The 21,880-nt window shown below is 68.2% G+C and carries 23 protein-coding genes and 2 pseudogenes; 13 read left to right on the top strand and 12 right to left on the bottom strand.

Annotation, left to right across the window (positions count from 1 at the left end; translation table 11 throughout):
• Positions 1-36 precede the first annotated feature (36 nt).
• On the top strand, positions 37-1,029 hold the full coding sequence (locus tag H7F38_RS19355; protein ID WP_187091348.1) for a diguanylate cyclase domain-containing protein: 993 nt from the start codon (positions 37-39) through the stop codon (positions 1,027-1,029).
• An 85-nt stretch (positions 1,030-1,114) separates the two neighbouring features.
• Here the strand turns inward: H7F38_RS19355 and H7F38_RS19350 are convergent, their stop codons facing one another.
• The 9 genes from H7F38_RS19350 to H7F38_RS19310 form a co-directional block, all read right to left on the bottom strand.
• On the bottom strand, positions 1,115-2,509 hold the full coding sequence (locus H7F38_RS19350; protein ID WP_187091347.1) for an ATP-binding protein: 1,395 nt from the start codon (positions 2,507-2,509) through the stop codon (positions 1,115-1,117).
• The gene (locus H7F38_RS19345) at positions 2,506-3,159 is read right to left on the bottom strand and encodes a response regulator transcription factor (protein ID WP_187091346.1); all 654 of its coding nucleotides are present in this window, start codon (positions 3,157-3,159) and stop codon (positions 2,506-2,508) included. The genes H7F38_RS19350 and H7F38_RS19345 overlap by 4 nt, the downstream gene beginning before the upstream one ends.
• A 458-nt stretch (positions 3,160-3,617) precedes the next feature.
• The gene (locus H7F38_RS19340; RefSeq protein ID WP_187091345.1) at positions 3,618-3,806 is read right to left on the bottom strand and encodes a hypothetical protein; all 189 of its coding nucleotides are present in this window, start codon (positions 3,804-3,806) and stop codon (positions 3,618-3,620) included.
• A 79-nt stretch (positions 3,807-3,885) separates the two neighbouring features.
• On the bottom strand, positions 3,886-4,143 hold the full coding sequence (locus H7F38_RS19335; protein WP_187091344.1) for a ferredoxin: 258 nt from the start codon (positions 4,141-4,143) through the stop codon (positions 3,886-3,888).
• The gene (locus H7F38_RS19330) at positions 4,140-5,381 is read right to left on the bottom strand and encodes an NADH-ubiquinone oxidoreductase-F iron-sulfur binding region domain-containing protein (RefSeq protein ID WP_187091343.1); all 1,242 of its coding nucleotides are present in this window, start codon (positions 5,379-5,381) and stop codon (positions 4,140-4,142) included. The genes H7F38_RS19335 and H7F38_RS19330 overlap by 4 nt, the downstream gene beginning before the upstream one ends.
• Entirely contained in the window at positions 5,378-6,067 is a 690-nt protein-coding gene (locus H7F38_RS19325) for a ferric reductase (RefSeq protein WP_187091342.1), read from the bottom strand. The genes H7F38_RS19330 and H7F38_RS19325 overlap by 4 nt, the downstream gene beginning before the upstream one ends.
• A complete protein-coding gene (locus tag H7F38_RS19320; protein ID WP_187091341.1) occupies positions 6,054-7,058 on the bottom strand; it encodes an FAD:protein FMN transferase in 1,005 nt (334 codons plus the stop codon). Before H7F38_RS19320 ends, H7F38_RS19325 begins: the two co-directional genes overlap by 14 nt.
• Positions 7,051-7,800, bottom strand: a complete 750-nt coding sequence (locus H7F38_RS19315; protein ID WP_187091340.1) for a hypothetical protein — start codon at positions 7,798-7,800, stop codon at positions 7,051-7,053. The genes H7F38_RS19320 and H7F38_RS19315 overlap by 8 nt, the downstream gene beginning before the upstream one ends.
• Entirely contained in the window at positions 7,793-8,503 is a 711-nt protein-coding gene (locus H7F38_RS19310; protein WP_187091339.1) for a hypothetical protein, read from the bottom strand. Before H7F38_RS19310 ends, H7F38_RS19315 begins: the two co-directional genes overlap by 8 nt.
• A 597-nt stretch (positions 8,504-9,100) precedes the next feature.
• Between H7F38_RS19310 and H7F38_RS19305 the strand changes: the two genes are divergently transcribed.
• The 3 genes from H7F38_RS19305 to H7F38_RS19295 are packed head-to-tail and all read left to right on the top strand — an operon-like array spanning position 9,101 to position 12,326.
• Positions 9,101-10,912 carry a glycosyltransferase family 39 protein gene (locus H7F38_RS19305; RefSeq protein ID WP_222618185.1) on the top strand — a complete coding sequence of 604 codons (1,812 nt, stop codon included), beginning with the start codon at positions 9,101-9,103 and terminating at the stop codon, positions 10,910-10,912.
• 41 nt (positions 10,913-10,953) lie between these two features.
• Positions 10,954-11,328: a hypothetical protein gene (locus tag H7F38_RS19300; protein WP_187091337.1), complete on the top strand. Its 375-nt coding sequence runs from the start codon at positions 10,954-10,956 to the stop codon at positions 11,326-11,328.
• A gap of 26 nt (positions 11,329-11,354) precedes the next feature.
• A complete protein-coding gene (locus H7F38_RS19295) occupies positions 11,355-12,326 on the top strand; it encodes an IS1595 family transposase (protein WP_187091336.1) in 972 nt (323 codons plus the stop codon).
• Positions 12,327-12,333: 7 nt separating this feature from the next.
• Here H7F38_RS19295 and H7F38_RS19290 read toward each other — a convergent pair whose 3' ends face one another.
• Positions 12,334-13,101: a serine/threonine-protein kinase gene (locus H7F38_RS19290; RefSeq protein ID WP_187091335.1), complete on the bottom strand. Its 768-nt coding sequence runs from the start codon at positions 13,099-13,101 to the stop codon at positions 12,334-12,336.
• 139 nt (positions 13,102-13,240) lie between these two features.
• Between H7F38_RS19290 and H7F38_RS19285 the strand changes: the two genes are divergently transcribed.
• Entirely contained in the window at positions 13,241-14,638 is a 1,398-nt protein-coding gene (locus H7F38_RS19285; RefSeq protein WP_187091334.1) for an IS1380 family transposase, read from the top strand.
• 171 nt (positions 14,639-14,809) lie between these two features.
• Here the strand turns inward: H7F38_RS19285 and H7F38_RS19280 are convergent, their stop codons facing one another.
• Both H7F38_RS19280 and H7F38_RS19275 read right to left on the bottom strand, forming a co-directional pair.
• Entirely contained in the window at positions 14,810-14,965 is a 156-nt protein-coding gene (locus H7F38_RS19280; protein ID WP_187091333.1) for a DUF6131 family protein, read from the bottom strand.
• A gap of 99 nt (positions 14,966-15,064) precedes the next feature.
• On the bottom strand, positions 15,065-15,316 hold the full coding sequence (locus H7F38_RS19275) for a DUF6458 family protein (protein ID WP_187091332.1): 252 nt from the start codon (positions 15,314-15,316) through the stop codon (positions 15,065-15,067).
• Between the two features lie 195 nt (positions 15,317-15,511).
• On the opposite strand from H7F38_RS19275, the gene H7F38_RS19270 reads away from it, so the two are divergent.
• The 8 genes and pseudogenes from H7F38_RS19270 to H7F38_RS19235 all read left to right on the top strand — a co-directional run bounded on the left by H7F38_RS19270 (position 15,512) and on the right by H7F38_RS19235 (position 21,811).
• The gene (locus tag H7F38_RS19270; protein ID WP_187091331.1) at positions 15,512-16,060 is read left to right on the top strand and encodes a Chromate resistance protein ChrB; all 549 of its coding nucleotides are present in this window, start codon (positions 15,512-15,514) and stop codon (positions 16,058-16,060) included.
• A 134-nt stretch (positions 16,061-16,194) separates the two neighbouring features.
• Entirely contained in the window at positions 16,195-16,962 is a 768-nt protein-coding gene (locus H7F38_RS19265) for a GAF and ANTAR domain-containing protein (RefSeq protein WP_187091330.1), read from the top strand.
• A 65-nt stretch (positions 16,963-17,027) separates the two neighbouring features.
• Positions 17,028-18,162: pseudogene (locus H7F38_RS26725) on the top strand (aldo/keto reductase).
• Between the two features lie 78 nt (positions 18,163-18,240).
• Positions 18,241-18,519, top strand: coding sequence for a GlsB/YeaQ/YmgE family stress response membrane protein (locus tag H7F38_RS19255; RefSeq protein ID WP_187091329.1), 279 nt, complete (start codon positions 18,241-18,243; stop codon positions 18,517-18,519).
• A 138-nt stretch (positions 18,520-18,657) separates the two neighbouring features.
• Positions 18,658-18,861 (top strand): annotated as a pseudogene (locus H7F38_RS19250) (LLM class flavin-dependent oxidoreductase); the annotation flags it as partial.
• Between the two features lie 250 nt (positions 18,862-19,111).
• Entirely contained in the window at positions 19,112-20,353 is a 1,242-nt protein-coding gene (locus H7F38_RS19245) for an IS110 family transposase (RefSeq protein WP_187091327.1), read from the top strand.
• A gap of 13 nt (positions 20,354-20,366) precedes the next feature.
• On the top strand, positions 20,367-21,131 hold the full coding sequence (locus H7F38_RS19240; protein WP_187091326.1) for a TIGR03557 family F420-dependent LLM class oxidoreductase: 765 nt from the start codon (positions 20,367-20,369) through the stop codon (positions 21,129-21,131).
• An 8-nt stretch (positions 21,132-21,139) separates the two neighbouring features.
• Positions 21,140-21,811, top strand: coding sequence for a GPR1/FUN34/YaaH family transporter (locus tag H7F38_RS19235; protein ID WP_187091325.1), 672 nt, complete (start codon positions 21,140-21,142; stop codon positions 21,809-21,811).
• Positions 21,812-21,880: the final 69 nt, after the last annotated feature.

Raw genomic sequence — 21,880 nt, 5'->3', positions numbered from 1 at the left:
GGGTGCGCAGCCCACGAAGCACGACGGGACAGGTTCATGGATCACTCGGAGGAGCCGACTCTGGCCCGTCCCGCCGCAGAGGTGTCGGAAGCTCTCACCCAGATGCTGACGTCCACGCCGGCCGCCGTGGTGGTGCTGCAGCGGGGGCGGATCAGCTACGCCAACGCGGCCGCCGACGAGATGCTGGAACTTCCCGGGTCCCTGGTGGGGCGCGACGTGCTGGATCTCGTCCACCCCAGCGAGGTCCCCGGCCTACGCCGTCGTCTGGCGTTGCACGACCGGTGCCGGCTGAAACTGCCCCCGACCTCCTTCGAGACCGATCTGGTCCGCGCGGACGGGCGGGTGATCCGGATCGAGTCGTTGGCACACACCATCGATTCGGACGGTGCCCGGGTGATCGGCCTGATCTGCTGCGACGTGACTGCACGAGCAGCGCAGGAGGAGCAGTGGCTCAGAGCTGCGACCCATGATCCCCTCACGGGTCTGCCCAACCGGGTCCTGCTCATCGATCGCCTCGAAACATCGATGGCCCGGCTCGGACGTCAGTGCGCCCAGGTCCTGGTCATGCTGCTGGACCTGGACGGTTTCAAGTCGGTCAACGACACCCACGGCCACGCTGTCGGGGACCAGCTACTGCAGCAGGTCGCTCGCCGGCTCCGCGGAGCGCTGAGAGCCGGGGACACCGTGGCCCGTCTGGCGGGAGACGAGTTCGTCATCTGCGCCGAGCTCGGTGTCGCCTCACCGACACCGGCGGTGCTGCAAGGGCGTGTGCAGGCGGCCCTCGGCGCTCCGTTCCAATTGGACGGGATCACCGTCACCCTCACCGCCGGGGTCGGCGCGATCACCCTCGACGAGCCGCGTGACGTGCACGGCGTCATCGACGAGGTGGATCGGAAGATGTATCGGCAGAAGCAGTCGGCCGATCGCAGGGCACGTGGGCAGGTTCCTCCCGGATTCCGGCCGCGCCGGCTGCTGATGCCACCCGGCGTCGGCGATCCCGAGGGGCGGCGCACGAGCCACGGGAGCTGAGTCGTGCCGGCGGTCGCCCGGTGGTGGGCGGCCCGTCGGTCGGGCCGGCGGCGTGCAGGGATGACGACGTCGACGCCAGATCGGATCAGGAATGGTGCGGCAGGTCTTCTGCCACCCTGGCAACCGGCGGGAGATCGCTCGTCGCGGTCAGCCAGGTGGTGACGATCTGCAGGCCGCCGGTGGGCGACGGTTGGGCGACTGCGTCGCCCCCGGCATTCCTCGCACTGTCCCGCACCAGTGCCAGTCCGAGCCCGCTGCCACCCGGGACGGCTTGCGAACCCCGGGCGAACCGCTCGAAGACCGTTTCCCGTTCTTCGGGAGCGAGTCCCGGCCCGTCGTCGGCCACCGTCAGCGTGACCATCGCGCCGGCCTGGGCGAGTCGCACGTCGATCCGGTGGCTTGCGTAGCGAAGGGCGTTTCCCACCAACTCGTCGATCACCCGGTCCAGGACCTCGGCCGGTGCCTCGATGACGAGCCCGCTCGCCACCGTGGCCTTCAGCAGGATGCGGTATTCCTTCGCAGACGTCTGCCAGGTGGCGATCCGGCTGCGGATGATGTCGGACGCCGGCACCGCGGTCGACGCCGGACCGGAATCGCTGATGGCGAGTGCGAGCACCTGGTCCAGCCGGCGTGCGAGGCGGTCGACCTCGGCGAGCGCCGCACCGGCGTTCGTGCGGACGACCTCGTCCGAGGTCAGATCCTCGATGGCCTCCAGCCGCAGCCGGATTCCGGTCAGCGGGGTCCGCAGATGGTGCGAGGCATCGGCCGCGACCCGTTGTTGCCGTGTCACCAGTGCGTCGAGATGGCCGGCGGTCGCGTTGAGGGCAGCAGCAACCTGGCGGACCTCGGACGGTCCGTGGTCCACATCGCCGCGGAGGGCGAGATTAGCGGGCAGTCGCCCGGCCACTCCGGCGAGTCGGTGCAGCGGCGCAGCGAGCGAGCGTGCCAACAGCCAGGCGACCAGGGCAGCCGCGAGGACGACGCTGGCGATGAAGATGGCCAGCGATCGACCGGTGCGCGCCACCACGTCGTCGACCACGTCCTCGGGGAGGCTCAACCTGACGGCCGCCACCACCTTCGAGTGTTGGACGACCGGAGCTGCGACGTACCGCAGCGTGCCCCCGAGAGTGAGCGACGTCCTGGTGTCCGAGGCCAGTTGACCGGACAGGGCGCGACGAATCTCCGGCCGGTCGAAGGTCCGGTCCAGTGCGCTCATGTTTGAATCGGCGGCCAGGCTCAGATCGGGTCGGACGATGATGATGCGGGCCTTGGTGCGGGCAGCCGCGGCCGAAATGGTGGTGGCCCAGAGCTCCGTCGGCTGCACCGACAGCTGCGCTGAGGTGAGCAGCGCGTCCACCTGCATCCTGGACACGAACGCGGCCCGCTGATCCCGGTCGACCATGACGACCAGGGGCACGGCCAGCGCGATGGCCACCGCTGCCGTGAGGGCCACCAGGGCCAGGACGAGTCGCCGTGTCATTCGCAGTTCTCGACGAGCCGGTAGCCGACGCCCCGGACCGTCTCGATCAGTTCGGGCGCGCCGAGCTTCCGGCGGATGACCGAGACATGGACGTCCAGGGACTTGCCCGAGCCGTGCCAGATCGGATCCCAGACCCGGGCCAGCAGTTCGCTGCGCGGAACGACCCGTCCGGGCTGCTCCGCGAGAACTGCGAGCAGTTCGAATTCCTTGGCCGTCAGCTGTACCGAACTGCCGTCGATCCACGTCGATCGCCGGGTGCGGTCGATCCGAAGCCGGCCGGTCTCCAGGGGTGCCTCGATCCGCCGTCGCCGTGCGATGGCCCGGATGCGGGCGCTGAGCTCGCGTACGGAGAACGGTTTGACGACGTAGTCGTCTGCGCCCAGTTCCAGCCCCACCACCCGATCGGTTTCGTCACCTCTCGCGGTGACCACGATCACCGGGACGTCGCTGCTCTGACGCAGAGCCTTCAATACGTCGAGCCCATCGGCGTCGGGGAGGCCCAGGTCCAGCAGCACCAGGTCGACATGACGAGCAGCGGCGACCACTTCCGTACCGGTCCGAGCGTGATCGACCTCGAGTCCGTTGCGGCGCAGACCTTCCAGCAGCGGGACGAAGACGGCAGGATCGTCTTCGACGACGAGCACCTTCATCGGTGAAGCCTCCTCCCGTGCGGTGTGGGTACCATCATCCTCATGCCGCTGCGGGGAGTCGTCACGCGCCTGCTCGTGGCACTTCTGTTCACCGGATGCGCCCTGACGGCCGTCGCTGCCATCGTCTCGGCGATGCCACTGGCCGCGCCGCCGTCGGAATCCGTGGTGATCGCGGTTCCGGTCCCTGCGACTGCTGCCGCCGCCTCGTCGGCGGCCCCGGGTCCGGTCCCCGGACACCGTGCGGGTGCCTCCTCCGATTCCGTCCCGTCAGGATCCGCTTCCTCCAGACCTGTACCGCCGAAGGCGGTCCCGACGAAATCTGCACCACCGAAACCTGTACCGGCGAAATCTGCACCACCGAAATCGGTAGCACCGAGATCCCTCCCGGCCAGACCGGTGCCGAACGGCGTGGCACCGCCGGTCGCCACGCCGCCGACGTCGGACTCCTTCCCCTCGCTCTACTCGAACGGGGGCCCGGCCCAGCCGACCTCCGCGGGTCCGGCCGTCATACCGGCACCGACACCGGTGACGACTCCGACGATCCCGCCGATGCCTCCGGTTCCACCGCCGCCCGGACGTGCCGGGTCGAGTTCGCCGGCCACCGTCCCGGCAGCGGCGCCACCGGCACCGACCACGCGAGTCCGCACCACGGGAGACGACCGACCGGTGACCACCACGACCGGCCCGGCAGACGACTGACGCGGCTCGATCGTGGTGGTCGGAGGCTCACTCCACGGACACGTGCAGAGCCCGTCGCGGGCATGCGCGCACCGCACGCACGGCAGCGCGCCGGTCCGGTCCCTCCAGGTCGGTCAGGGGGAGCACCGGGAAGCCCCACGGGTCGAGGTCGATGAGCCTCGGCGCCAGGTGCGCGCACATACCGAGGCCTTCACAGGAGACCGGATCGATTCGGAGCCTTGCCTTCTCGGCCTTCTCGGTCTTGTCGCCCTCGTCGACGAAGTCGGCCCGGCGGGCGCCCCTCATCGTCGTCGCTCCAGTTGGAGGCATCGACCGTGACGGTGGTCGTCGATCTCCGCCGGAAATTCCCGTAGTGCGCTGCGGATCATCCGCAGGGCCCCGTCGGGCAGTCGGCAGGCACCCCGGCCATCGACCAGGGCCATCATCTCGTGCAGTCGCTCCAGGTCCCGCCGACCCACACGACGATCGGCGAGGCGCGAGACGCGCTCCGCGACGTCAGGAAGCCCGAATCGGCACGGTCCGCACTGGCCCGCACTCTGCTCGGCCAGCCAGGTGGCGACGGATGCGGTGATCCGGAGGCCGCAGGCCCCCTGCCGCAGGACGATCAGGACACCGGCACCGAGGGATCGTCCGGCCTCCCGCAGCGAGTGCGGATCGACGGCCAGCGGAGCCAGCTCCGCCCAACCCACCCATTCACCACCGTAGCCGCCGAGTAGAACTGCCTGCGGCGCAGGCACTCCGACCCGGTCGAAGAGCTCGGCGAAGGTCTGGGCGGCGGGCACCTCGACGACGAACCTGCGGTCCTCGTCGGTCACCGTCACCAACGAGGTCGGTTCGTGCAGGCGCGCCCCGGTCCGGGCCAGCAGACCCAGTCTGGCCAACGTCTCCACGTTGTGCACCAGGACCGGTGGGCCGCCCGCCCACGGCTGCGCGGGGTTCATCGTCGTGCGGGGGAGTGCCGGGCCACCGTGGACCGCTCTGATGACGGCTGACGACTCGCCCGCCAGATAGCGCTCCGGGGTGGTGACGATTTCCGGCGCCGGGGTGGACCCGGTCCGCCGCTCCGCGAGGGCCGAACGCATGCTCTGCAACGTCGCCCCCGCCTCCTGCGCCAGCCAGAGCACGGTCCGGTCGGCCCCGATCATCGACGCGGCGAGTTCAGCACCGTCCAGCACCAGGTGCGGTCTCAGTTGCAACAGGGACGCATCCTTGCCCGAGGCAGGTTCACCCTCACCTCCGTTCACCACGAGGGTCCAGCCGCCGACGTCGGCCTGCTGTGCAGCCCGCCATTTGGTGGCGACCGGGAAGTGGGCGCCACCCCGGCCGGTGAGAGCGATGGCGCGGACCTGGTGATCCAGCCAGTTCGGCTCGAGTCCGGCCGTCACTGGGCCGAAGGCGGCCTCGTGTGCCGGGCGGTCGTGTCTGCGCACCTGCTGGTCCCCGGAGCGGAAGACGCCAGAGGCATCACCGATGTCGATGACGTCTGTACCCAGCAGAGGTTTGCCATGCGTGAGGCGGTTCATCTGGAGATCACCTCTCTGGGAATATCTTTCGGCGCAGCCTTCCCGGCATTCGGTGTCGGTCGACCAGCCGCGTAACGCCACCAGGCGGCGGCGAGCACGACGATTCCGGTCGCCACATAGGCGGCTGTCCATGGACCGCTGTCCGATCCGGCGAGAACGGCGTGGGCCCAGGCCGCGAGCCAGGAGAGGCCGGCCGCCCGGTGCAGACCCCGCCACCACCGGATCCGGATCCGGCCGGCCAGGGCCGCCGAGATCCCGGCCGCCGCCCCGGCCCAGAGCGAGATCACCCCGAGTGTCACCGGAAGCGGACGGTAGGCCGCTCCCATCGGGACCAGCGCCCCGACCCAGCCGACCTTGGCGTAGGGATCCAGGACCAACACCACGACGTGAAGTGCGGTGAAGGCGAGAGCGAAGACGGTCAGCGAGACGTGCAGGCGCAACCTGGTGGTCGGCGACAAGCCCCGGATACCGGCTCGGCCCGGATGGGACAACAACAGGCCGGCCAGGGTGGCGACCGTCAACAGGAGTAGAGCGGAGGCCCCAGCGGCTCGGGCGACCAGCCACAGAGCGACCTTGTTCCCTTCGATCTGCTGCCAGATGAACCCGGTCAGCACTCCACAGCAGGCTGCCGACAACGCGACGACACCGGCCCGCGCAGCCAGGCACGCGGATTCAGGAGCCCGCATCGGACACCTGCCAGATCACACGTGTGTCGGCCGCCGGACTGACCGAGATGCCACCGGACGAATCGACCCAGATCGCAGCCAGCGCATGGGATTCGGCCAGCGCTCCGATGTCTGCGGCCCCCGCGACGAACAGCGATTTGCTCCAGACCTCGGCCCAGGCCGGATCCTCGTGGATGACCGTGACGGCGGCCAACCGGGAGGCGGCCGGCCGGCCGGTGGCCGGGTCGATCAGGTGGTGCACCTCTCGACCCCCCACCTGCCAGTGTCGCAGTCGGACGGACGAGGTGGCCACGGCCCGGTCCGAGGCGTCGATGACGGCGATCGGCTCCCGGTGCGCCGCCCGGCCGGGGACCAGGGGATTCTCGACCGCCGCGCGCCACCCGGTGCCTTCAGGTCCGGATCCCCGGGTCGCAAGGTCACCGCCGGCCTCGACGAGGGCGGCCGTGCCGTGGGACCGGAGCGCGGACATCGCCCACCGGACCGCAAGGCCCTTCCCGATCCCGCCCAGATCGATCCGCCTAGGCCCCAACCGAACCGAACCGGTCGCTTCCCGGAAGCGTGGCAGCCAGGGATGTACCACCGGGTCGGATGTCGTCGTGCCGGCCGGGACCTCGATCCGGACGTCGCCGGTGTCGAAGGCCAGCGACCTGTCGTAGCCCAACGATTCCAGGGAGCCGAGCACCCTCGGATCGAATAACCCACCCGTGACGCAGTAGGCGTCGTAGGCCTCGAGAATGGCGTCGAAACATCGTGACGGTACGGCGTGGTAGCGGCGAGGCGCCCCGTTGGCCGTCATCAGGGGGCTGGCCGGATCGAACCTGGTGCAGGAGGACTCGGTCTCCCGGAAGATCTCCTCCACGGTCCTGAATGCGTCGGCGGCCTCCTCGGGTTCGGCGCCGACCAGCTGCACCGTGATCTGACATGCCATGGCCCGGAACCGGTGGACGTCCGTCCGGTCCCACGTGGGGAGTTCCGTCGCGAGATCAGGCACCCGACGCTCCTGTCTTCGTGTGCGCAGCGGGCGCGGGCGCCGGCGCCGGGGCAGCGACCGGCGGGGGCGGTGGTGGGGGCGGTGGCGGTGGCGGTGGCGGCGGCGGCGGCGGGGGTGGTGGCGGCGGCGGGGGTGGCGGCGCTGGTGCGGCCTGGACCACCGGCGCGGGCGCGGGTGCCGGCGCGGCCTGGACGGCTGGGGCCGGCGCCGCCTGGATCACGGGCGCGGACGGGGAATTCGCCTGCACGGGAACAGGAACAGGAGCAGCAACGGGAGCGGAGCCGGGCACGGGTGCAGCGGACGTCGCCGCTGCTGCCGCCGACCTGGCCCTGGCTGCCGCACTGGCCCTGGCCGCTGCAGCGGCCTTGGCGGCCGCCCTGGCCCTCGATGCGGTGGCCGCCTTCTGTGTCGCCACTGCCTTCCTGGTGGCCTCGACGGACCTCTTCGTGTCCTGGTCCCACTGTTTGACCTGCTCTTCGGTCCGGACCAACAACTGGTCCAGACGGGCGTACCGGGCCGCCAACGCCGCATCGGTGCTGCTGATCAAGGTGGACCGACCGGCCGGCGACACCGCCGTCTGGAGTGCCACCGGCGGTGTCGGTGTCGGTGCGGGCGGCGCAGCGGCGGCTCTCGGGTCGTGTGCGTTGACCCACACGGTGACTCCCGCGAGGAACGCCAACGAGGCGGGCGCCACGACTGCCATCGGACCCCAGGTGGCCCGGCGTGATCTGCCGTCAGTCATCCTGCTTGTCCCCTCCTTGCTTGGCCTTCTGCTGGTCGTCGCTCGAGGTGTCCTGGCCTGCCGTCGGGTGGGACGACGAACCGGAAGCCCCCGTCGAGGTGTGGGTGGCCGGTGGGGCCTTGACCACGGGAGCCGGGGTGTAGCGGGCCGGCTGGGGGGCAGGCGTCGCGACCGGCGCGGGCGCGGCCGGCGCGGCCACCGCAGGGACCACCGCGGGCACGTAGGTGGTGGCGGGTGCCGGGGCCGCCACCTGGACAACGCTGGGGGCTGTCGCAGCCACCTGCGCGATGCTCGGGGCCGGCGGGGCGACCGGGGCCACCGGAGCAACGCTGGGAGCTGCCGGGGTCGCCGGCGGGAGGGATGTCGACGGCTGGGCCGCAGCCGGCGGAGCCGGGATGACAGGCGGCGGTGTTTCGGCCGCGATGGCGGCCGCCGCCACCCGGGCGGCACGACCGGCCGCACGGGCGGCGGCATCACGTTCGACGATCAGGGCCTGCAGACGGGTCTCCATCTTCTGGATCCGCAGGGCCATCGGATCGGCACTGGTGCGTGCCAGGGTGGGGGTCAGCGGCGCGGTGGCCACCACCGGGACCATGGAAGCATCAGGTGGGGACGGGACGGCTGCCGTGCTCAGGGTCCACGCACCGGCGGTCAGGGCTGAGGTGACGGCCAGAGTCGCCGCAGTGATTCGGGTTCTTCGCATCGAGAATTTCCTTTCATCGGCCAACGTCCTCTCAGTGAACAGGCGGAAGGCAAAATCCGTCCTGGCTGAACCTGAAGCTGAGGTAAGAACTGGCCGGGGGTATTTTCGGTGAGTTCTGGGCACGGCCGGTGCCGTGATGGTTCTGCCATGACGGAGCGCCGGATGCATTGCCCTGGGGGACAGAGATTTGATCGGCGGCACGTTGCAACAGACGTATGCTGGGCTCAGGCACCTGGGTAGGCAGACCCCGCCCAGGTCTCCGAGATGTATTCTCTGCATTGGTTTTCCGATATCCGGGTCGTCGGACCGAAACGCTCATCTCAGAGATTTCTCCGTGGCAGCCGACCTTTCGTCGAGCGGCGATCACTTTCGGTGGCGGCCGGTGCAAGATCCCACGTGCCGGGCCGGGGGTCTACCGGATGACATGTCAGGAGGCGCGACCCGATGAGAGCAAGGTTGTCGACGGACCCTGCAGTGGCTGAATCGGTGGGTGCCGATGCAGCCGCCGCCGACCGGACCGCGCCGGTCGCAGCCGGAATTCGGAAAGGTCCACCCGCACTGCGATTGCTCAGGGGCGCACAGACGGATCCGGGCTGGGTGAGACCGGCCCTTCTGGCGTTGCTCCTGCTGACGGCTGCCTTCTACCTGTTCGGGTTGACCCGCAACGGGTATGCCAATTCCTACTACGCCGCAGCCGTGAAGGCCGGGACGCTCTCGGTGAAGGCCTGGCTGTTCGGATCGCTGGATTCGGCCAACTCGATCACGGTGGACAAGCCACCGGCTTCGCTCTGGGTCATGGTGCTGTCGTGCCGAATGCTCGGATTTTCCTCCTTCGCGTTGTTGCTGCCGCAGGTACTGGCCGGGGTCGGCACCGTCGGGCTCACCTACGCCGGTGTCCGTCGGTGGGCCGGGCCGGCCGCCGGTGTCGCCGCCGGTGTGTTGGTGGTACTGACACCCGTTGCTGCGCTGATGTTCCGGTTCGACAACCCCGATGCACTCCTGGTGCTGCTGGTGACGGCGGCGGCGTACGCCGTGGTCCGCGCCATCGACGCGCCCGACCGTGGTGCGATCTGGTGGATGGTCCTGGCGGGCGCGCTGGTGGGCGTGGCGTTCCTGACCAAGATGGGTCAGGGCCTGTTCGTGCTGCCCGGAATGGTCCTGGTGTACGCGGTCGCCGCACCGATTCCGTGGTGGCGCCGAACTCTCCACCTGTTGACGGCCGGCGCATCCCTGATGGTCTCGGCCGGGTGGTACCTCGCGCTGGTGGCCTGGTGGCCGGCGGGATCCCGGCCCTACATCGGCGGTAGTTCGGACAATTCGCTCTGGCAGTTGGCCGTCGTCTACAACGGTCTCGGCCGCTTGTTCGGCGGAGACGCCAATATCCCCGCGACCTACGGTAGCGCTTCGGACCAGGCCGGTCCTGGCCGAATGTTCGGTCCCGCATTCGGGCCGGAGATCGCGTGGCTCTTGCCGGCCGCACTGGTCGCGGTCGGTGCGGGTATCTGGTTCACCAGAAAGGCGCCCCGGACCGACCGAACCAGGGCCGCCATGATGATGTGGGGTGGTTGGCTGATCTGTACGGGTCTGGTTCTTTCCTACATGAAAGGGATCAGCCATTCGTATTATTCGTTGATCATGGTTCCACCCGCCGCGGCCACCATTGCGGTGGTCGGCACCCGACTGTGGCGCGATCGCGGTCAGGGCGGACCACGGTGTGTGCTGGCCGTCATGATCGCCGGGACCGGGCTGTGGGGATCCTTCCTGCTCGACCGCACGGTACCGGGCTGGCTTCCGCTGCTGCGGTGGTCGGCGTCGGCCGGCTCCTTGGGTGGTGCTCTGTGGTTCGCCCTTGCCGCTCCGACGTCGAGGCGTCTGGCCGGTGCCGCCCTGTCGATCGGGGTGCTGGCCGCATCGTTGGCGATGGGGGCCTTCACCGTCGCGACGGTGGCCACCCCCAGCTCGGGAGTCAGCCCGAAAGCGGGCCCGGCCAGCCAGTTCCGGGCCGGGCCGGGCTCCAACGGGGCCAACCCGCCGACCGGCACGCTGCCGCCGGACGGGCCGGAGACCTCGGCCGCACTCGTCGGTCTGGTCGATTCCTCGCACACGACCTGGGCGGCCGCGATCAACGGTTCCAGCCGGGCTGCCTCGCTGGAGTTGGTGCTCCACGCCAAGGCGGTGATGGCCATCGGGGGATACACCTGGACCGATCCATCACCGACGCTGGACCAGTTCCGGGCCGATGTCGCCGCCGGCCGGATCGGCTACTACATCGCCGTTCCCTCGACCGCCGCGGACCGGGCGGCCGGAACTGCTCTGGCCGAGGGCCGGATCTCCGCCTGGGTCGCCTCCCATTTCCTCGCCGCCACCGTGGGTGGATGGACGGTCTACCCCCTCCGGGCTCGATCCTGATCCCGCGCTGTTCTTTCTGGGTTCGTCCCGTGGGTGTGGGGGTGTCAATGCGGGTGTGGGTGGCCGGTGGGGGTTACTTCTTCGGCTTCTTGTGTCCGTGGCCGTTTCCCGGTCCGCCGTTGCCGTTCCCGTTGCCGTTGCCTTGGGCGCCGTTGCCCTGGTTTCCGGTCGGCGTCGACGCCGTCGAACTGCTCGGTGCAAGGGGGAGTCGAACGGCGCCGGAGGAGCCGCGGGTCCGGGAGGGGGATGGCGGCGCAGTCCTGGAAGTGGTGACGGCGACGACCCGCGCCGGGGTGGTGGGGCGCGCCTCGAGCACTCCGGTGGACGACGGACCGATGCTCGGCGAGATACTCCTGGCGGAAACATGTTTCGGGGTCGCCGCACCAGAACTTGCGGTGCGCGGCGGTACTGGGTAGCTGCTTGAGTCAAGTTGTATTTGGCCATGTCAGAGCCAGTGTGTGCCTACCCGGTCGGTGGTGTCGATTACCCCCGGACCTTTCAGGAGTTGCTGGAGTGGTTCCCGGATGACTCGTCGTGTCTGGCGTATCTGGAGCGTCTGCGGTGGCCCCAGGGGTTTGTGTGTCCGGTGTGCGGGGCGCCCGGCGGTTGGCGTACGGCGAAGGCGAAATGGATGTGCACCAGGTGTGGCCGGCAGACGTCGGTGACCGCCGGCACGATCTTCCACCGGCTCCGGACGCCGCTGTCGACGTGGTTCGCGGCGATCTGGTTCATCACCTCGCAGAAGAACGGGATGTCCGCGCAAGGTCTGCAGCGGGTGCTGGGTTTCGGATCCTACGAAACAGCGTGGGCGTGGCTGCAGAAGCTACGCCGGGCGATGGTCCGCCCCGAGCGGGAGTTGCTCTCCGGTGTGGTGGAGTTAGATGAAGTGTTCATCGGCAACGAGTCTCGCGGCCGCGCAGGCGGCGTGAAGGACCACACCGCGGCGATGATCGCAGTGGAATCGATCCCCGGCCGCAAGCTGGGCAGGGTCCGCATCGAGCTGGCCGAGACAGCCCGATCGGTCAGCATGCTCGGCTTCGCCGACCGCGTCATCGCCAAAGGATCAACGGTCAGAACCGATGGCGCCAACTACCTGAAGAAGCTGACCGCGGCCGGCTACGAGCACGTCGCGTTCGTCGGGACCGACAGCGCCGAGCCCGCCCACATCAACCTCCCCGGCGTCCACATGGTCGCCTCGCTGCTCAAACGCTGGCTGACCGGCACCCTGCATTACGCGGTCTCCCAGGAGCACCTGGCCTACTACCTGGACGAATACACATTCCGGTTCAACCGACGCACCTCGAAGAGTCGCGGGCTTTTGTTCTACCGACTGTTGCAGCAGGCCGTGAACACAGACCCACACCCGCTCGCTGAACTGCGCAATCCTGTTGCAGCAGTGGACGTCCCGTTCTGAACTTTACTCAAGCAGCTACCCAGTGCGGCGGTGCGGTGCGGGCCGACGTGGCCAGACCTGTCCCGATGGTGGGGTGCGCTGTGGTGGTGGGGTGTGCGTTCGGCGCGTCGTTGTCGGCGGGCAGCACCGTCCAGAGTGCTGCGGCCAGAGCGGCGATCGTCAGGACGCTCGCGATGATCGCCCGGCGGTGCCTTCGGCCGGAGGGACGCAGGTCGTCGGGTGGTCGGGTCAGGAAGGGAGTCACCGGGCTCGACCAGGCAGTGGTCGGCCCGGTCGCCTCCTCGCCGTCGCGCCGCGCGGCAGAGGCGGGCGCTGTCGCGTCCGGACCCGTCGGAGTCCCGTCTCCGACGAGGGCGGCCCGTACCTGGGAGGCAGTGGGCCGGACGGCCGGGTCACCGGAGGTCATCGCCGTGAGCAGGCTCTTCCAGGGGGCGGGGAGGTCCGCCGGGATGACAGGGTCCCGCAGGAGTCGGGCGACCGCAGCGGCGACGGCGTGCCCTGGGAATTCCTTCCGCCCGGTCAGGCACTCCAGCAGGACGAGTCCGAGCGAGTAGATGTCCGCCGGGGGACCGACGTCGCCGGCTCGAGCCTGCTCCGGGCTGAAGTAGGCGGCGGTCCCCATCACTTCCGCGCCGGTGGTGAGCCGGTCCTCGGCGGTCAGAATCCTGGCCAACCCGAAATCGCCCAGCTTGATCTGGCCCGAAGCGGACAGGAGGACGTTGGCGGGCTTGACATCCCGATGAACCATTCCCTGCCGGTGCACGGTGTCCAACACCGACGCCAGGGTGATGGCTAGCCTCGCGCTTTCACGCAGATACTGGATTTGGTGTTTCAAAGTGAGGGAAAGGTGCTCTCACCTGCGATAATGAGGGTCTCTAAGGTCCATATCGTCAGCAAACAGGAGCACCTTTCTAATGTCGAAGCGTACTGGTTTCTATCCGCCGTTGACAGTGGACACGACCGCGAAGCGGGTGGTGTCCCATGCGGGTGCTGTGCTGCTGGTCACCACCGCCGGGAAGGTCGGGTTGGACCGGGCTTTGTCTGCGGCGTTGGCGCCGTGGCGCAAGCAGTGGGCGGTGCTGGATCCGGGGAAGATCCTGCTGGACCTGGCGATCAGCGTCGCCATCGGCGGGGACTGCCTGGCCGACATCTCGGCGTTGCGGTCTGAGCCGGCGGTGTTCGGGCGGGTCGCCTCCGACCCGACCGTGTCCCGGCTGATCGACGCGTTGGCCGCGACCCCGCAGGCCGCTTTGGCGGCGATCAACCAGGCCAGAGCAACTGTCAGACAGCGGGTGTGGAAGATGGCCGGGAAGGACGCCCCCGACTTCGAGATATCCCGGGACCGGCCGTTGATCATCGACCTGGACGCCACCTTGATCACCTCCCACTCGGAGAAGGAACTGGCGGCGCCGACCTACAAGAAGGGCTTCGGGTTCCACCCGCTCGGGTCGTGGGTGGACCACGGCCCCGACGGCACCGGTGAGCCACTGTCGATGATGCTGCGCCCCGGAAGGGCCGGATCCAACACCGCCGCCGACCACATCGCGGTCACCAAGGATGCGTTGCGGCAGTTGCCCTTCAACCGCCGCGGTGGCCGGATCGGGCGCAGGGTGCTGGTCCGCGCCGACAGCGGCGGCGGCACCCACGAATACCTGAAGTGGCTGGCCGGGCAGGGCCTGTCGTATTCGGTGGGGTTCGGGCTGACGCAGGACATCGTCGACAAGATCAACCTGATCCCCGACCAAGGGTGGACCCCGGCCTACGACGGCGATGGGAAGGTCCGCGACGGGGCGTGGGTCACCGAACTCACCGGCCTGCTGGACCTGTCAACGTGGCCGGCAGGGATGCGGGTGATCGTCCGGGCCGAACGTCCGCACCCCGGGGCGCAGCTGCGGTTCACCGACTCAGGCGGCAACCGGCTGACCGCGTTCGTCACCAACACTGTTGGTGGGCAACTCGCGGACCTGGAGTTGCGGCACCGCCACCGGGCCCGCTGCGAAGACCGGATCCGCAACGCGAAAGACACCGGGCTGCGGAACCTGCCCTTGACTGCGTTCGCGCAAAATCAGATCTGGGTCGCCGTCGTCCAGCTCGCTACGGAGCTGACCGCGTGGCTGCAGATGCTCGCGCTGACCGGCACCGGCGCCCGCCGGTGGGAACCGAAACGGCTGCGGTTGCAGCTGTTCTCCGTGGCCGGGACCATTGCGCGCCGATCCCGACGAGTCTGGCTGCGGCTGTCCGGTCACGCAACCCACCGGCACCTGTTCACCACCGCCCTGGACCGGCTGACCCAGCTGCCGGCGCCGACCTGACCTTCAACAACCCACCCGGCCAGCAAGAAGACAAACCCCCCGGAACGTGGAATCCGGCACCCACCCAGGTGACCCACCGGGGCTTCGACGAACCCGCAGACATGCCCGTCGGTGCGAAACACCAGATCTATCGCGCCGAGGAAAGGCCGGGCGTCTCACGAAAGATTGAGGCTAGTACCAGTGCTTCCGGCCACCGACTGCACGCCCGCTGGCCCCGAGCAGAACCAGGATGGCTCCGACGACCAGCACGATGATGCCGAGAGTCCAGAGGATCGCGATCTTGGCGACGAAGCCGATGACCAGGAGGATGATGCCCAGGATGATCATGTCGTTCTTCCCTTCATGACGGGTGTTGCGGGGGACGGGCCGCAGATGCGACCCGCACGCGGGGTTCGACGGGTCGAAGAGGTCGATCCCGTCGGTCTGCTACAGGCCGCTGATGCGGTCGTCGCGCTCGACGACGGCCTGGCGGCCGAGCGAGTCGGTCGTCACCGCAGTGCTGCGCGACCGTCGGGTGCGGGGCATGAAGATCAACATGCTCAGCAGGATCACGAGCACGCCTCCCCCCATCAGGATGTATCCGATGGTGGTGAGATCCAGGTCGTGGATGTTCGCCTTGACCCCGAAGGCCAGGACTGCGCCCGCGATGATCAGGAATACGCCCAATCCGATACCCATGTCTGTCTCCCCTGTTCGAACGGCAGATGCGGTCCGCACCCGCAGATTCTGCGGTCACGTCAGATGACGCAACCGGTGGCTGGAACCGACGTCCACGCCGGGGCAAACCCCGGGTCGGCCAGTCGCAACAGTTGATACCCCACTGTTGATTACTTCAATCGCCGTAACCGCAGATACTTTGGCTAAAGTGGAGAAATGGATCGTCCGGTAGAGCCGCAGTGGCTGGTCCTGGCCGTGCGGGTACCTGCCGAGCCGACCCGGCACCGTGTCGCCGTGTGGCGTGAACTCCGGCGGGTGGGTGCTCTGCTGCTCGGGCAGGCGACCTGGGCGGCGCCGGAGGTGCCCGGGGTCGCCGCCGGAATCAGTCGCGCGGTCGGGCTGGCGACCAGGGGAGGCGGCGAGATCCTCGTGCTCCGTGCCGTGGGCCGTTCGGCACACGACGGACGACGGCTGCAGGAACTGTTCACCGCGCAGCGTCAGGACGAATGGCTGGAGTTCATCGCAGACGGTGCGAAGTTCGATGTCGAGATCGACAAGGAGATCCGGATCAACAAGTTGACCTTCGCCGAACTCGAAGAGGAGGAGCAGAGCCTGGAACGGCTCAAGCGATGGCACCGGACCATCAAAGCGCGGGATGTCTTCGGAGCCGAGGCCGCGGGGGAGGCCGATCGGGTGCTCGAGCTCTGCACCCGACGCCTGGCCGAGTACACACAATTGGTGTTCACCGCCCAGCATCAGACCTGATGTCGGTCGCCTCACGGCCAGCGGCTACCTCGTGGGAGCGGCTGGGCCATAGGATGAGGTGCTCCTGCGCTCGACGGACCCAGATCTTGGTCGAAGAACGTGCCACACCCAGCCATCGGCGAAAGGCCACCCCGGTGTTCGACTACACGAGCGTGACCGCATCGGCGATCGGCGGGGCACAAGACCTGTCCATCGAGCCGGGCACCGGCGATTTCGCCCAACTGGTGACCAGATTCGCATTGTCGCTGCAAGACGTGCGCTCGCCCCCGGCGGATCTGATCGAGCAGATCGTGGTCGGGGCCGTCCAACTGGTGCCCGGTGCACGGCACGCCGCAGTGGTCACCTCGGAGGAGCCGGGTCGCCTGGCGGCCAAGGCCGTCGCTGGGAACGGCGTGCCCCGGGACGTGATGAACCTCCAGAACCGTGGGCAGGAGGGGCCCTGCCTCGACGCGATCGCCGACGGCAAGCTCATCCTGGTGCCTCATGTCGCCACGGACATCCGATGGCCGAACTTCGGTCCGGCGGCGGCTCGGGCCGGAGCCGGTGCCATCTTGTGCATCCCGCTGATCATCGACGACCAGATCATCGGGGCACTGACCCTGATCGGGGATCTCGAGGCGTTCGACGACGAGGCCCAGAGCTTGGGACGGGTCTTCGCCGCTCATGCGGCCATCGCCCTGGCCTCCGCGCAGCGGGTGACCAACCTGCAGACGGCCTTGAGCAGTCGGGATGTCATCGGACAGGCCAAGGGCATTCTGATGGAACGGTTCCGGCTCACTCCCGAGCTTGCGTTCGCCGCACTGGTCAGGGCCTCCTCCGAGAGCAACGTGAAATTGCGGACGGTCTGCGAGGAGTTGTGCACGACGGGTCTGCTGGCCGGGAAGGAACGGACGAGCGGCTGACGGCCGGGTGTTGCGCCGCCCCGTCGTTCGTGTTTCACCGGGTTCGACCCGGGCACCTGGAAGGTATGGAATATCGACTTCTGGGCAATTCCGGATGCGCCGTCTCGCGACTGGCACTGGGCACCATGACGTTCGGTGCGGAGACGACGACTGAAACCGCCCACACGCAGCTGGACATGTTCGTCGAGCACGGCGGCAACCTGATCGACACCGCCGATGTCTACGGGGCGGGTGCCTCCGAGCAGATCATCGGGCAGTGGCTGGCCGGGCGCCCCCGGTCGACCCGGGACTCCGTCGTCCTGGCCACCAAAGGACGGTTCCCGATGGGAGATGCACCCAACGACGCGGGTCTGTCGCGACGACATCTGCAGCGAGCTCTGGATGATTCGCTCGGTCGGCTGGGAGTCGATTGCGTCGACCTCTACCAGGTGCACAGCTGGGATCCGCTGACGCCGATCGCCGAGACCCTCCGCGTCCTGGACGATTTCATCCGCTCCGGCAAGATCCGCTATTTCGGGTTGTCGAATTTCACCGGTTGGCAGATCCAGAAGACCGTCGCGATCGCGACGGCTCTCGGTCTGCCGGCGCCGGTCACCCTGCAGCCGCAGTACAACCTCCTGGTCCGCGAACTGGAGTGGGAGATCCTGCCGTCATCGGTCGATGCGGGCCTCGGCCTCCTCCCGTGGTCTCCGCTGGGCGGAGGTTGGTTGACGGGTAAGTATCAGCGGGACTCGCGGCCCACCGGTGCCACCCGGGCTGGGTGAGGACCCCGACCGCGGTATGGAGGCCTACGACCGCCGCGCGGGCTCGGACCGCACCTGGCACATCGTCGACACGCTCTCCGCCATCGCCACGGGTCGTGGCATCTCGTCTGCCCAGGTGGCGCTGGCCTGGCTGGCGGATCGCCCCGCCGTCACGTCCGTCATCCTCGGCGCTCGGTCGGTGGAGCAACTCGTCGACAACCTGGGGATGGCCGACCTGCATCAGAGCAGCGACGAACTGGCCCGTCTCGATTCGGTCAGCGCGCCGGTGACGGCCGACTACCCCTACGGGGCTCCCGGGCTCGAACAACGGAGCCGGCAGATCGCCGGGGGGTCGCTGACCGCATCGCGGACGCGATCGATGCCGCCGGTTCGGGTCGCCGAGACAAACCTCCCCAGGGGTGTACCAGCGCCGCCCCAGGGGTGGTTGAGTCGGTGAAGTCAGCAGGTGCTGGCAGGAAACCATCCAGAACCAGCGAGACGGCCGCGAAAAGCGTTCGTCGATCGGAGGAACGGCATGCTCGGTCTCATCGTCACCATCATCGTCATCGGATTGATCGCCGGCGCACTGGCCCGGCTGGTCGTGCCCGGTCGTCAGGATCTCTCGATCCTGATGACCATGGTGCTGGGGATCGTCGGCTCGTTCGTGGGCGGCTTCCTCGGTTACCTGATCTTCCACAAGGACGCGCAGAACGGTTTCCTACAGCCCTCGGGCATCATCGGATCGTTCATCGGGGCGGTCATCGTGCTGCTGATCTGGACCAGGGTCGGAAAGAACAGTCGGGTCCGCAGCTGATTCCGCACCAGCGCTCGTCCGCCTTGCCCAACCGAAGTGGCCCCAAACGTCGCCACACTGTGCAACAGAGCGGAAACCGTTGTCCAGCAACCTTATTGCGGTCTGGCAACCTCGTGAATCGTATGTCATCATTGGAATATGAGATCAATCGGATACACCTTGATGACGGAGCAGAGCGGTCCTCTCGATCTGATCGAGAATGCGGTCGGAGCCGAAAAGGCAGGCTTCGACTTCGAGGTGTGCAGTGACCATTACTTCCCCTGGCTGACGGAGATGGGGCATTCTCCCAACGCCTGGGTCACGCTGGGCGCGGTGGCGCAGGCCACCGAGCGGGTCGGGCTCACTGGTGCACCATCCTTGTGTGAGTGGTTCCAGATGAACCGCTGATAGCACTTCTGGTCCCCACCGGGCCATCGCCTACTTGGCTCGACCGTCGAGGTCGATCATGAGTTCTGCGAGGTCCGGTGACCCCAGGACATCCAGACTGGCTACAGGGCTGTGCGCCAGCGAGCGCCGATTCAGTGAGCGACCGGCTGCGGTGCCCCGGGACCACCGGGTGTTTCCCCACTGCAGCAACAGCGAGGAGACGACAATGATTGTCGCCGAAGAACGAACCGCCGCGCGAATTTGCGCCGGCGTTGACTGGGCTAAAGACGACCACGCCGTCTGCATCGTCGGCGACGACGGCGAAGCCCTGCAACGATTCATGATCAACGACAACCGTGCCGGTTTGAAGGACATGGTCCGGCGGCTGCTGGACGCCGCGGTTCAGGAGGTGGGAATCGAACGACCCGACGGAACCGTCGTCCAAGCGCTGCTGGCCGCCGGGCTGACCGTGTTGGTGATCCCACCCGCGCAGGTGAAGGGTTTGCGATCCCGGTACGGCTCCGCGGGTAATAAGGACGACCGGTTCGACGCCTACGTCCTTGCCGATGTGGTCCGCACCGACCGACGCCGGTTGCGTCCCTTGCAGCAGGACACCGCAGCGACGACCGCGCTGCGCACGACCGTCCGGGCCCGTCGAGATCTCGTCGTGCACCGGGTCGCTGCCGCCAACCAGCTCCGCGCGCACCTGCAGATCGTTTTCCCGGCCGCAGCAACTCTTTTCGCTGCGATCGACTCCGATATCAGCCTGCTGTTCCTGGCTAAATTCACGACCCAGGAACAAGCCGACCGGCTCTCGGTCACAGCCCTGGCGGCGTGGCTGGCCTCGGTCAGCTACAGCGGCGGCACCGACCCGGCGGTCCTGTACGCCAAGATCGTCAAAGCGCCCCGCGGCACCACCGAGGCCGCCGCAGCTGCGCACGCCGTCACCACGGGAGTGTTCATCGCCGTGCTGCGCACCCTCAACACGCAGATCCGTGTCCTGGCCGATGCCATCGGCGCGCAACTCGACGCCCACCCTGACAAACAGATCCTCACTTCCCTGCCCCGATCCGGGTGCGTCCGCGCGGCCCGGATGCTTGCTGAGAACGGCGATGCCCGGGGCCGGTTTCCCACCGCCGACTCCCTGGCCTGCCTGGCCGGTGTCGCCCCGTCCACCCGACAATCGGGAAAGGTCAAGGCCGTGACCTTCCGATTCGGCGCAGACAAAAAGCTCCGCGACGCCATTTGCGACTTCGCCGGCGACTCCCGAATGGCCAACCCCTGGGCCGCCGACCTGTATGCCAAAGCAATCGGCAGAGGCCACGACCATCCCCACGCCGTGAGGATCCTGGGGCGCGCCTGGATACACATCATCTGGCGCTGCTGGCAAGACCACACCGCTTACGACCCGGCCAACCACGGCGCACTTCAACGAGTCCTGAACCAAGATCAAGAAACGGCAGCTTGACACAGGGCAACTCATGAAGTACGTGACATCGCCGACCTTCCGCTACCACCCGGCGGTCGTCGCCCAACAGGCCGCCACCCTCCAGATCATCTCGGGCAACAGGTTCACCCTCGGGCTGGGTTCCGGCGAGGCCCTCAACGAGCACATCGTGGCCACCGGGTGGCCGGGGGCCAACGTCCGGCAGGCCCGCCTCGTGGAAGCCGTCGAGATCATCTCCGCTCTGTTCGACGGAAAGTCGGTCAGCTACCAGGGCGAACACCTGCAGGTGGATTCGGCCAGGCTGTGGGACCTTCCGGAAGTCCGCGTCCCCATCGGCATCGCGGTATCGGGACAGCAGTCGTGCGAACTCTTCGGACCCCTCGGCCAGGTCATGGTCGGGATCGACCCGGAACCCGAGCTGACCGCGATGTGGGACCGGTACAGCACCCGGAGTTCGTCCCGGAAGGTCGCGCAGCTGCCGGTGTCCTGGGATTCGAACGTCGAAGCGGCCACCGAGCGTGCGCATGCGTTGTTCCGGTGGAGCCTGCCCGGCTGGAAGGTGAACGCCGAGTTGCCCAGCCCGGCTGCCTTCTCCAGTGCGGCGGACTACACCCGACCCGAGGACGTGGCGGGCGTCATCCCCTGTGGGGACGATGTCGGCGCCGTGGTGGCCGCAGCGAAGAAGTTCTTCGACGCCGGCTACACCGACCTGGCCCTGGTACAGGTGGGGCCCGATCATCAGTCCAGCTTCCTGTCCGCCGCCACCGCCGAGATCCTTCCTGCTCTCCGCGGGTTGTGAGACTGCGCATGGCTGATGTTCCGGACGCGCAGACCCGCATCATCCTGCGCCCCATCGGTTCTCCCCTCCCGCTGGGCTTCTTCGCCTTTGCTGTGGGCGTCGCCATGACCAGCCTGCTGAGCCTGGACGTGTTCCCGCAGCAGGACGCACGGCAGGTCGCCGTGATCCTGGTCGCCTTCACCGGACCTCTGGAGGCCCTGGCCGCGGTGTTCGCCTTCCTCGGGCGGGATGTGGGTTCCGGCACGGCGTTCTCGATCCTCGGAGGGAGCTGGGTACTGACGGGCCTGAGCATGCTCTCCGCTGCCCCGGGAGCGAGAAGTCCCGTCCTGTCGGCCTTCGACTTCGTCCTGGCGCTGATCCTGCTGCTGCTGGCCGGATCGGCGATCGCCGGGAAGCCGGCACTGGGAATACTGCTGGTGGCCTCCGGAGTACGTTTCGTCCTCAGCGGCCTGCAGCAGCTCTCGGGTCAGGTGACGCTGGCGCACTGGTCGGGAATCATCGGCCTGGTGATCGCCGCGGTGGGTCTCTACGGAGGGTTGGCGACGATCCTGGAGGACAGTCGGGGGCGACTGGTGCTCCCGACGGGCCGGCGGGGACGAGCCAGGGAGTCGTTGGAGGAGGGACTCGACGCGCAACTGGCCGGTGTGCAATCGGAGGCAGGTGTTCGCAACCAGTTGTGACCTCGTGGAGGGTGGAGATCACGATTGTTCCTGCTCGGGTGGAGGCGGCCCCACCGCCTGTTCGTTCAA

Source organism: Nakamurella sp. PAMC28650 (assembly GCF_014303395.1).
GTDB lineage: Bacteria > Actinomycetota > Actinomycetes > Mycobacteriales > Nakamurellaceae > Nakamurella.
This window is presented reverse-complemented; position numbering and strand designations above follow the sequence as displayed.

Bases quoted from the DNA above. Each gene is read 5' to 3' on its own strand.
- H7F38_RS19355 (WP_187091348.1), top strand. From the start codon at position 37: ATGGATCACTCGGAGGAGCCGACTCTGGCCCGTCCCGCCGCAGAGGTG.
- H7F38_RS19350 (WP_187091347.1), bottom strand. From the start codon at position 2,509: ATGACACGGCGACTCGTCCTGGCCCTGGTGGCCCTCACGGCAGCGGTG.
- H7F38_RS19345 (WP_187091346.1), bottom strand. From the start codon at position 3,159: ATGAAGGTGCTCGTCGTCGAAGACGATCCTGCCGTCTTCGTCCCGCTG.
- H7F38_RS19335 (WP_187091344.1), bottom strand. From the start codon at position 4,143: ATGAGGGGCGCCCGCCGGGCCGACTTCGTCGACGAGGGCGACAAGACC.
- H7F38_RS19330 (WP_187091343.1), bottom strand. From the start codon at position 5,381: ATGAACCGCCTCACGCATGGCAAACCTCTGCTGGGTACAGACGTCATC.
- H7F38_RS19325 (WP_187091342.1), bottom strand. From the start codon at position 6,067: ATGCGGGCTCCTGAATCCGCGTGCCTGGCTGCGCGGGCCGGTGTCGTC.
- H7F38_RS19315 (WP_187091340.1), bottom strand. From the start codon at position 7,800: ATGACTGACGGCAGATCACGCCGGGCCACCTGGGGTCCGATGGCAGTC.
- H7F38_RS19310 (WP_187091339.1), bottom strand. From the start codon at position 8,503: ATGCGAAGAACCCGAATCACTGCGGCGACTCTGGCCGTCACCTCAGCC.
- H7F38_RS19295 (WP_187091336.1), top strand. From the start codon at position 11,355: ATGTCAGAGCCAGTGTGTGCCTACCCGGTCGGTGGTGTCGATTACCCC.
- H7F38_RS19285 (WP_187091334.1), top strand. From the start codon at position 13,241: ATGTCGAAGCGTACTGGTTTCTATCCGCCGTTGACAGTGGACACGACC.
- H7F38_RS19280 (WP_187091333.1), bottom strand. From the start codon at position 14,965: ATGATCATCCTGGGCATCATCCTCCTGGTCATCGGCTTCGTCGCCAAG.
- H7F38_RS19275 (WP_187091332.1), bottom strand. From the start codon at position 15,316: ATGGGTATCGGATTGGGCGTATTCCTGATCATCGCGGGCGCAGTCCTG.
- H7F38_RS19270 (WP_187091331.1), top strand. From the start codon at position 15,512: ATGGATCGTCCGGTAGAGCCGCAGTGGCTGGTCCTGGCCGTGCGGGTA.
- H7F38_RS19255 (WP_187091329.1), top strand. From the start codon at position 18,241: ATGCTCGGTCTCATCGTCACCATCATCGTCATCGGATTGATCGCCGGC.
- H7F38_RS19245 (WP_187091327.1), top strand. From the start codon at position 19,112: ATGATTGTCGCCGAAGAACGAACCGCCGCGCGAATTTGCGCCGGCGTT.
- H7F38_RS19240 (WP_187091326.1), top strand. From the start codon at position 20,367: ATGAAGTACGTGACATCGCCGACCTTCCGCTACCACCCGGCGGTCGTC.
- H7F38_RS19235 (WP_187091325.1), top strand. From the start codon at position 21,140: ATGGCTGATGTTCCGGACGCGCAGACCCGCATCATCCTGCGCCCCATC.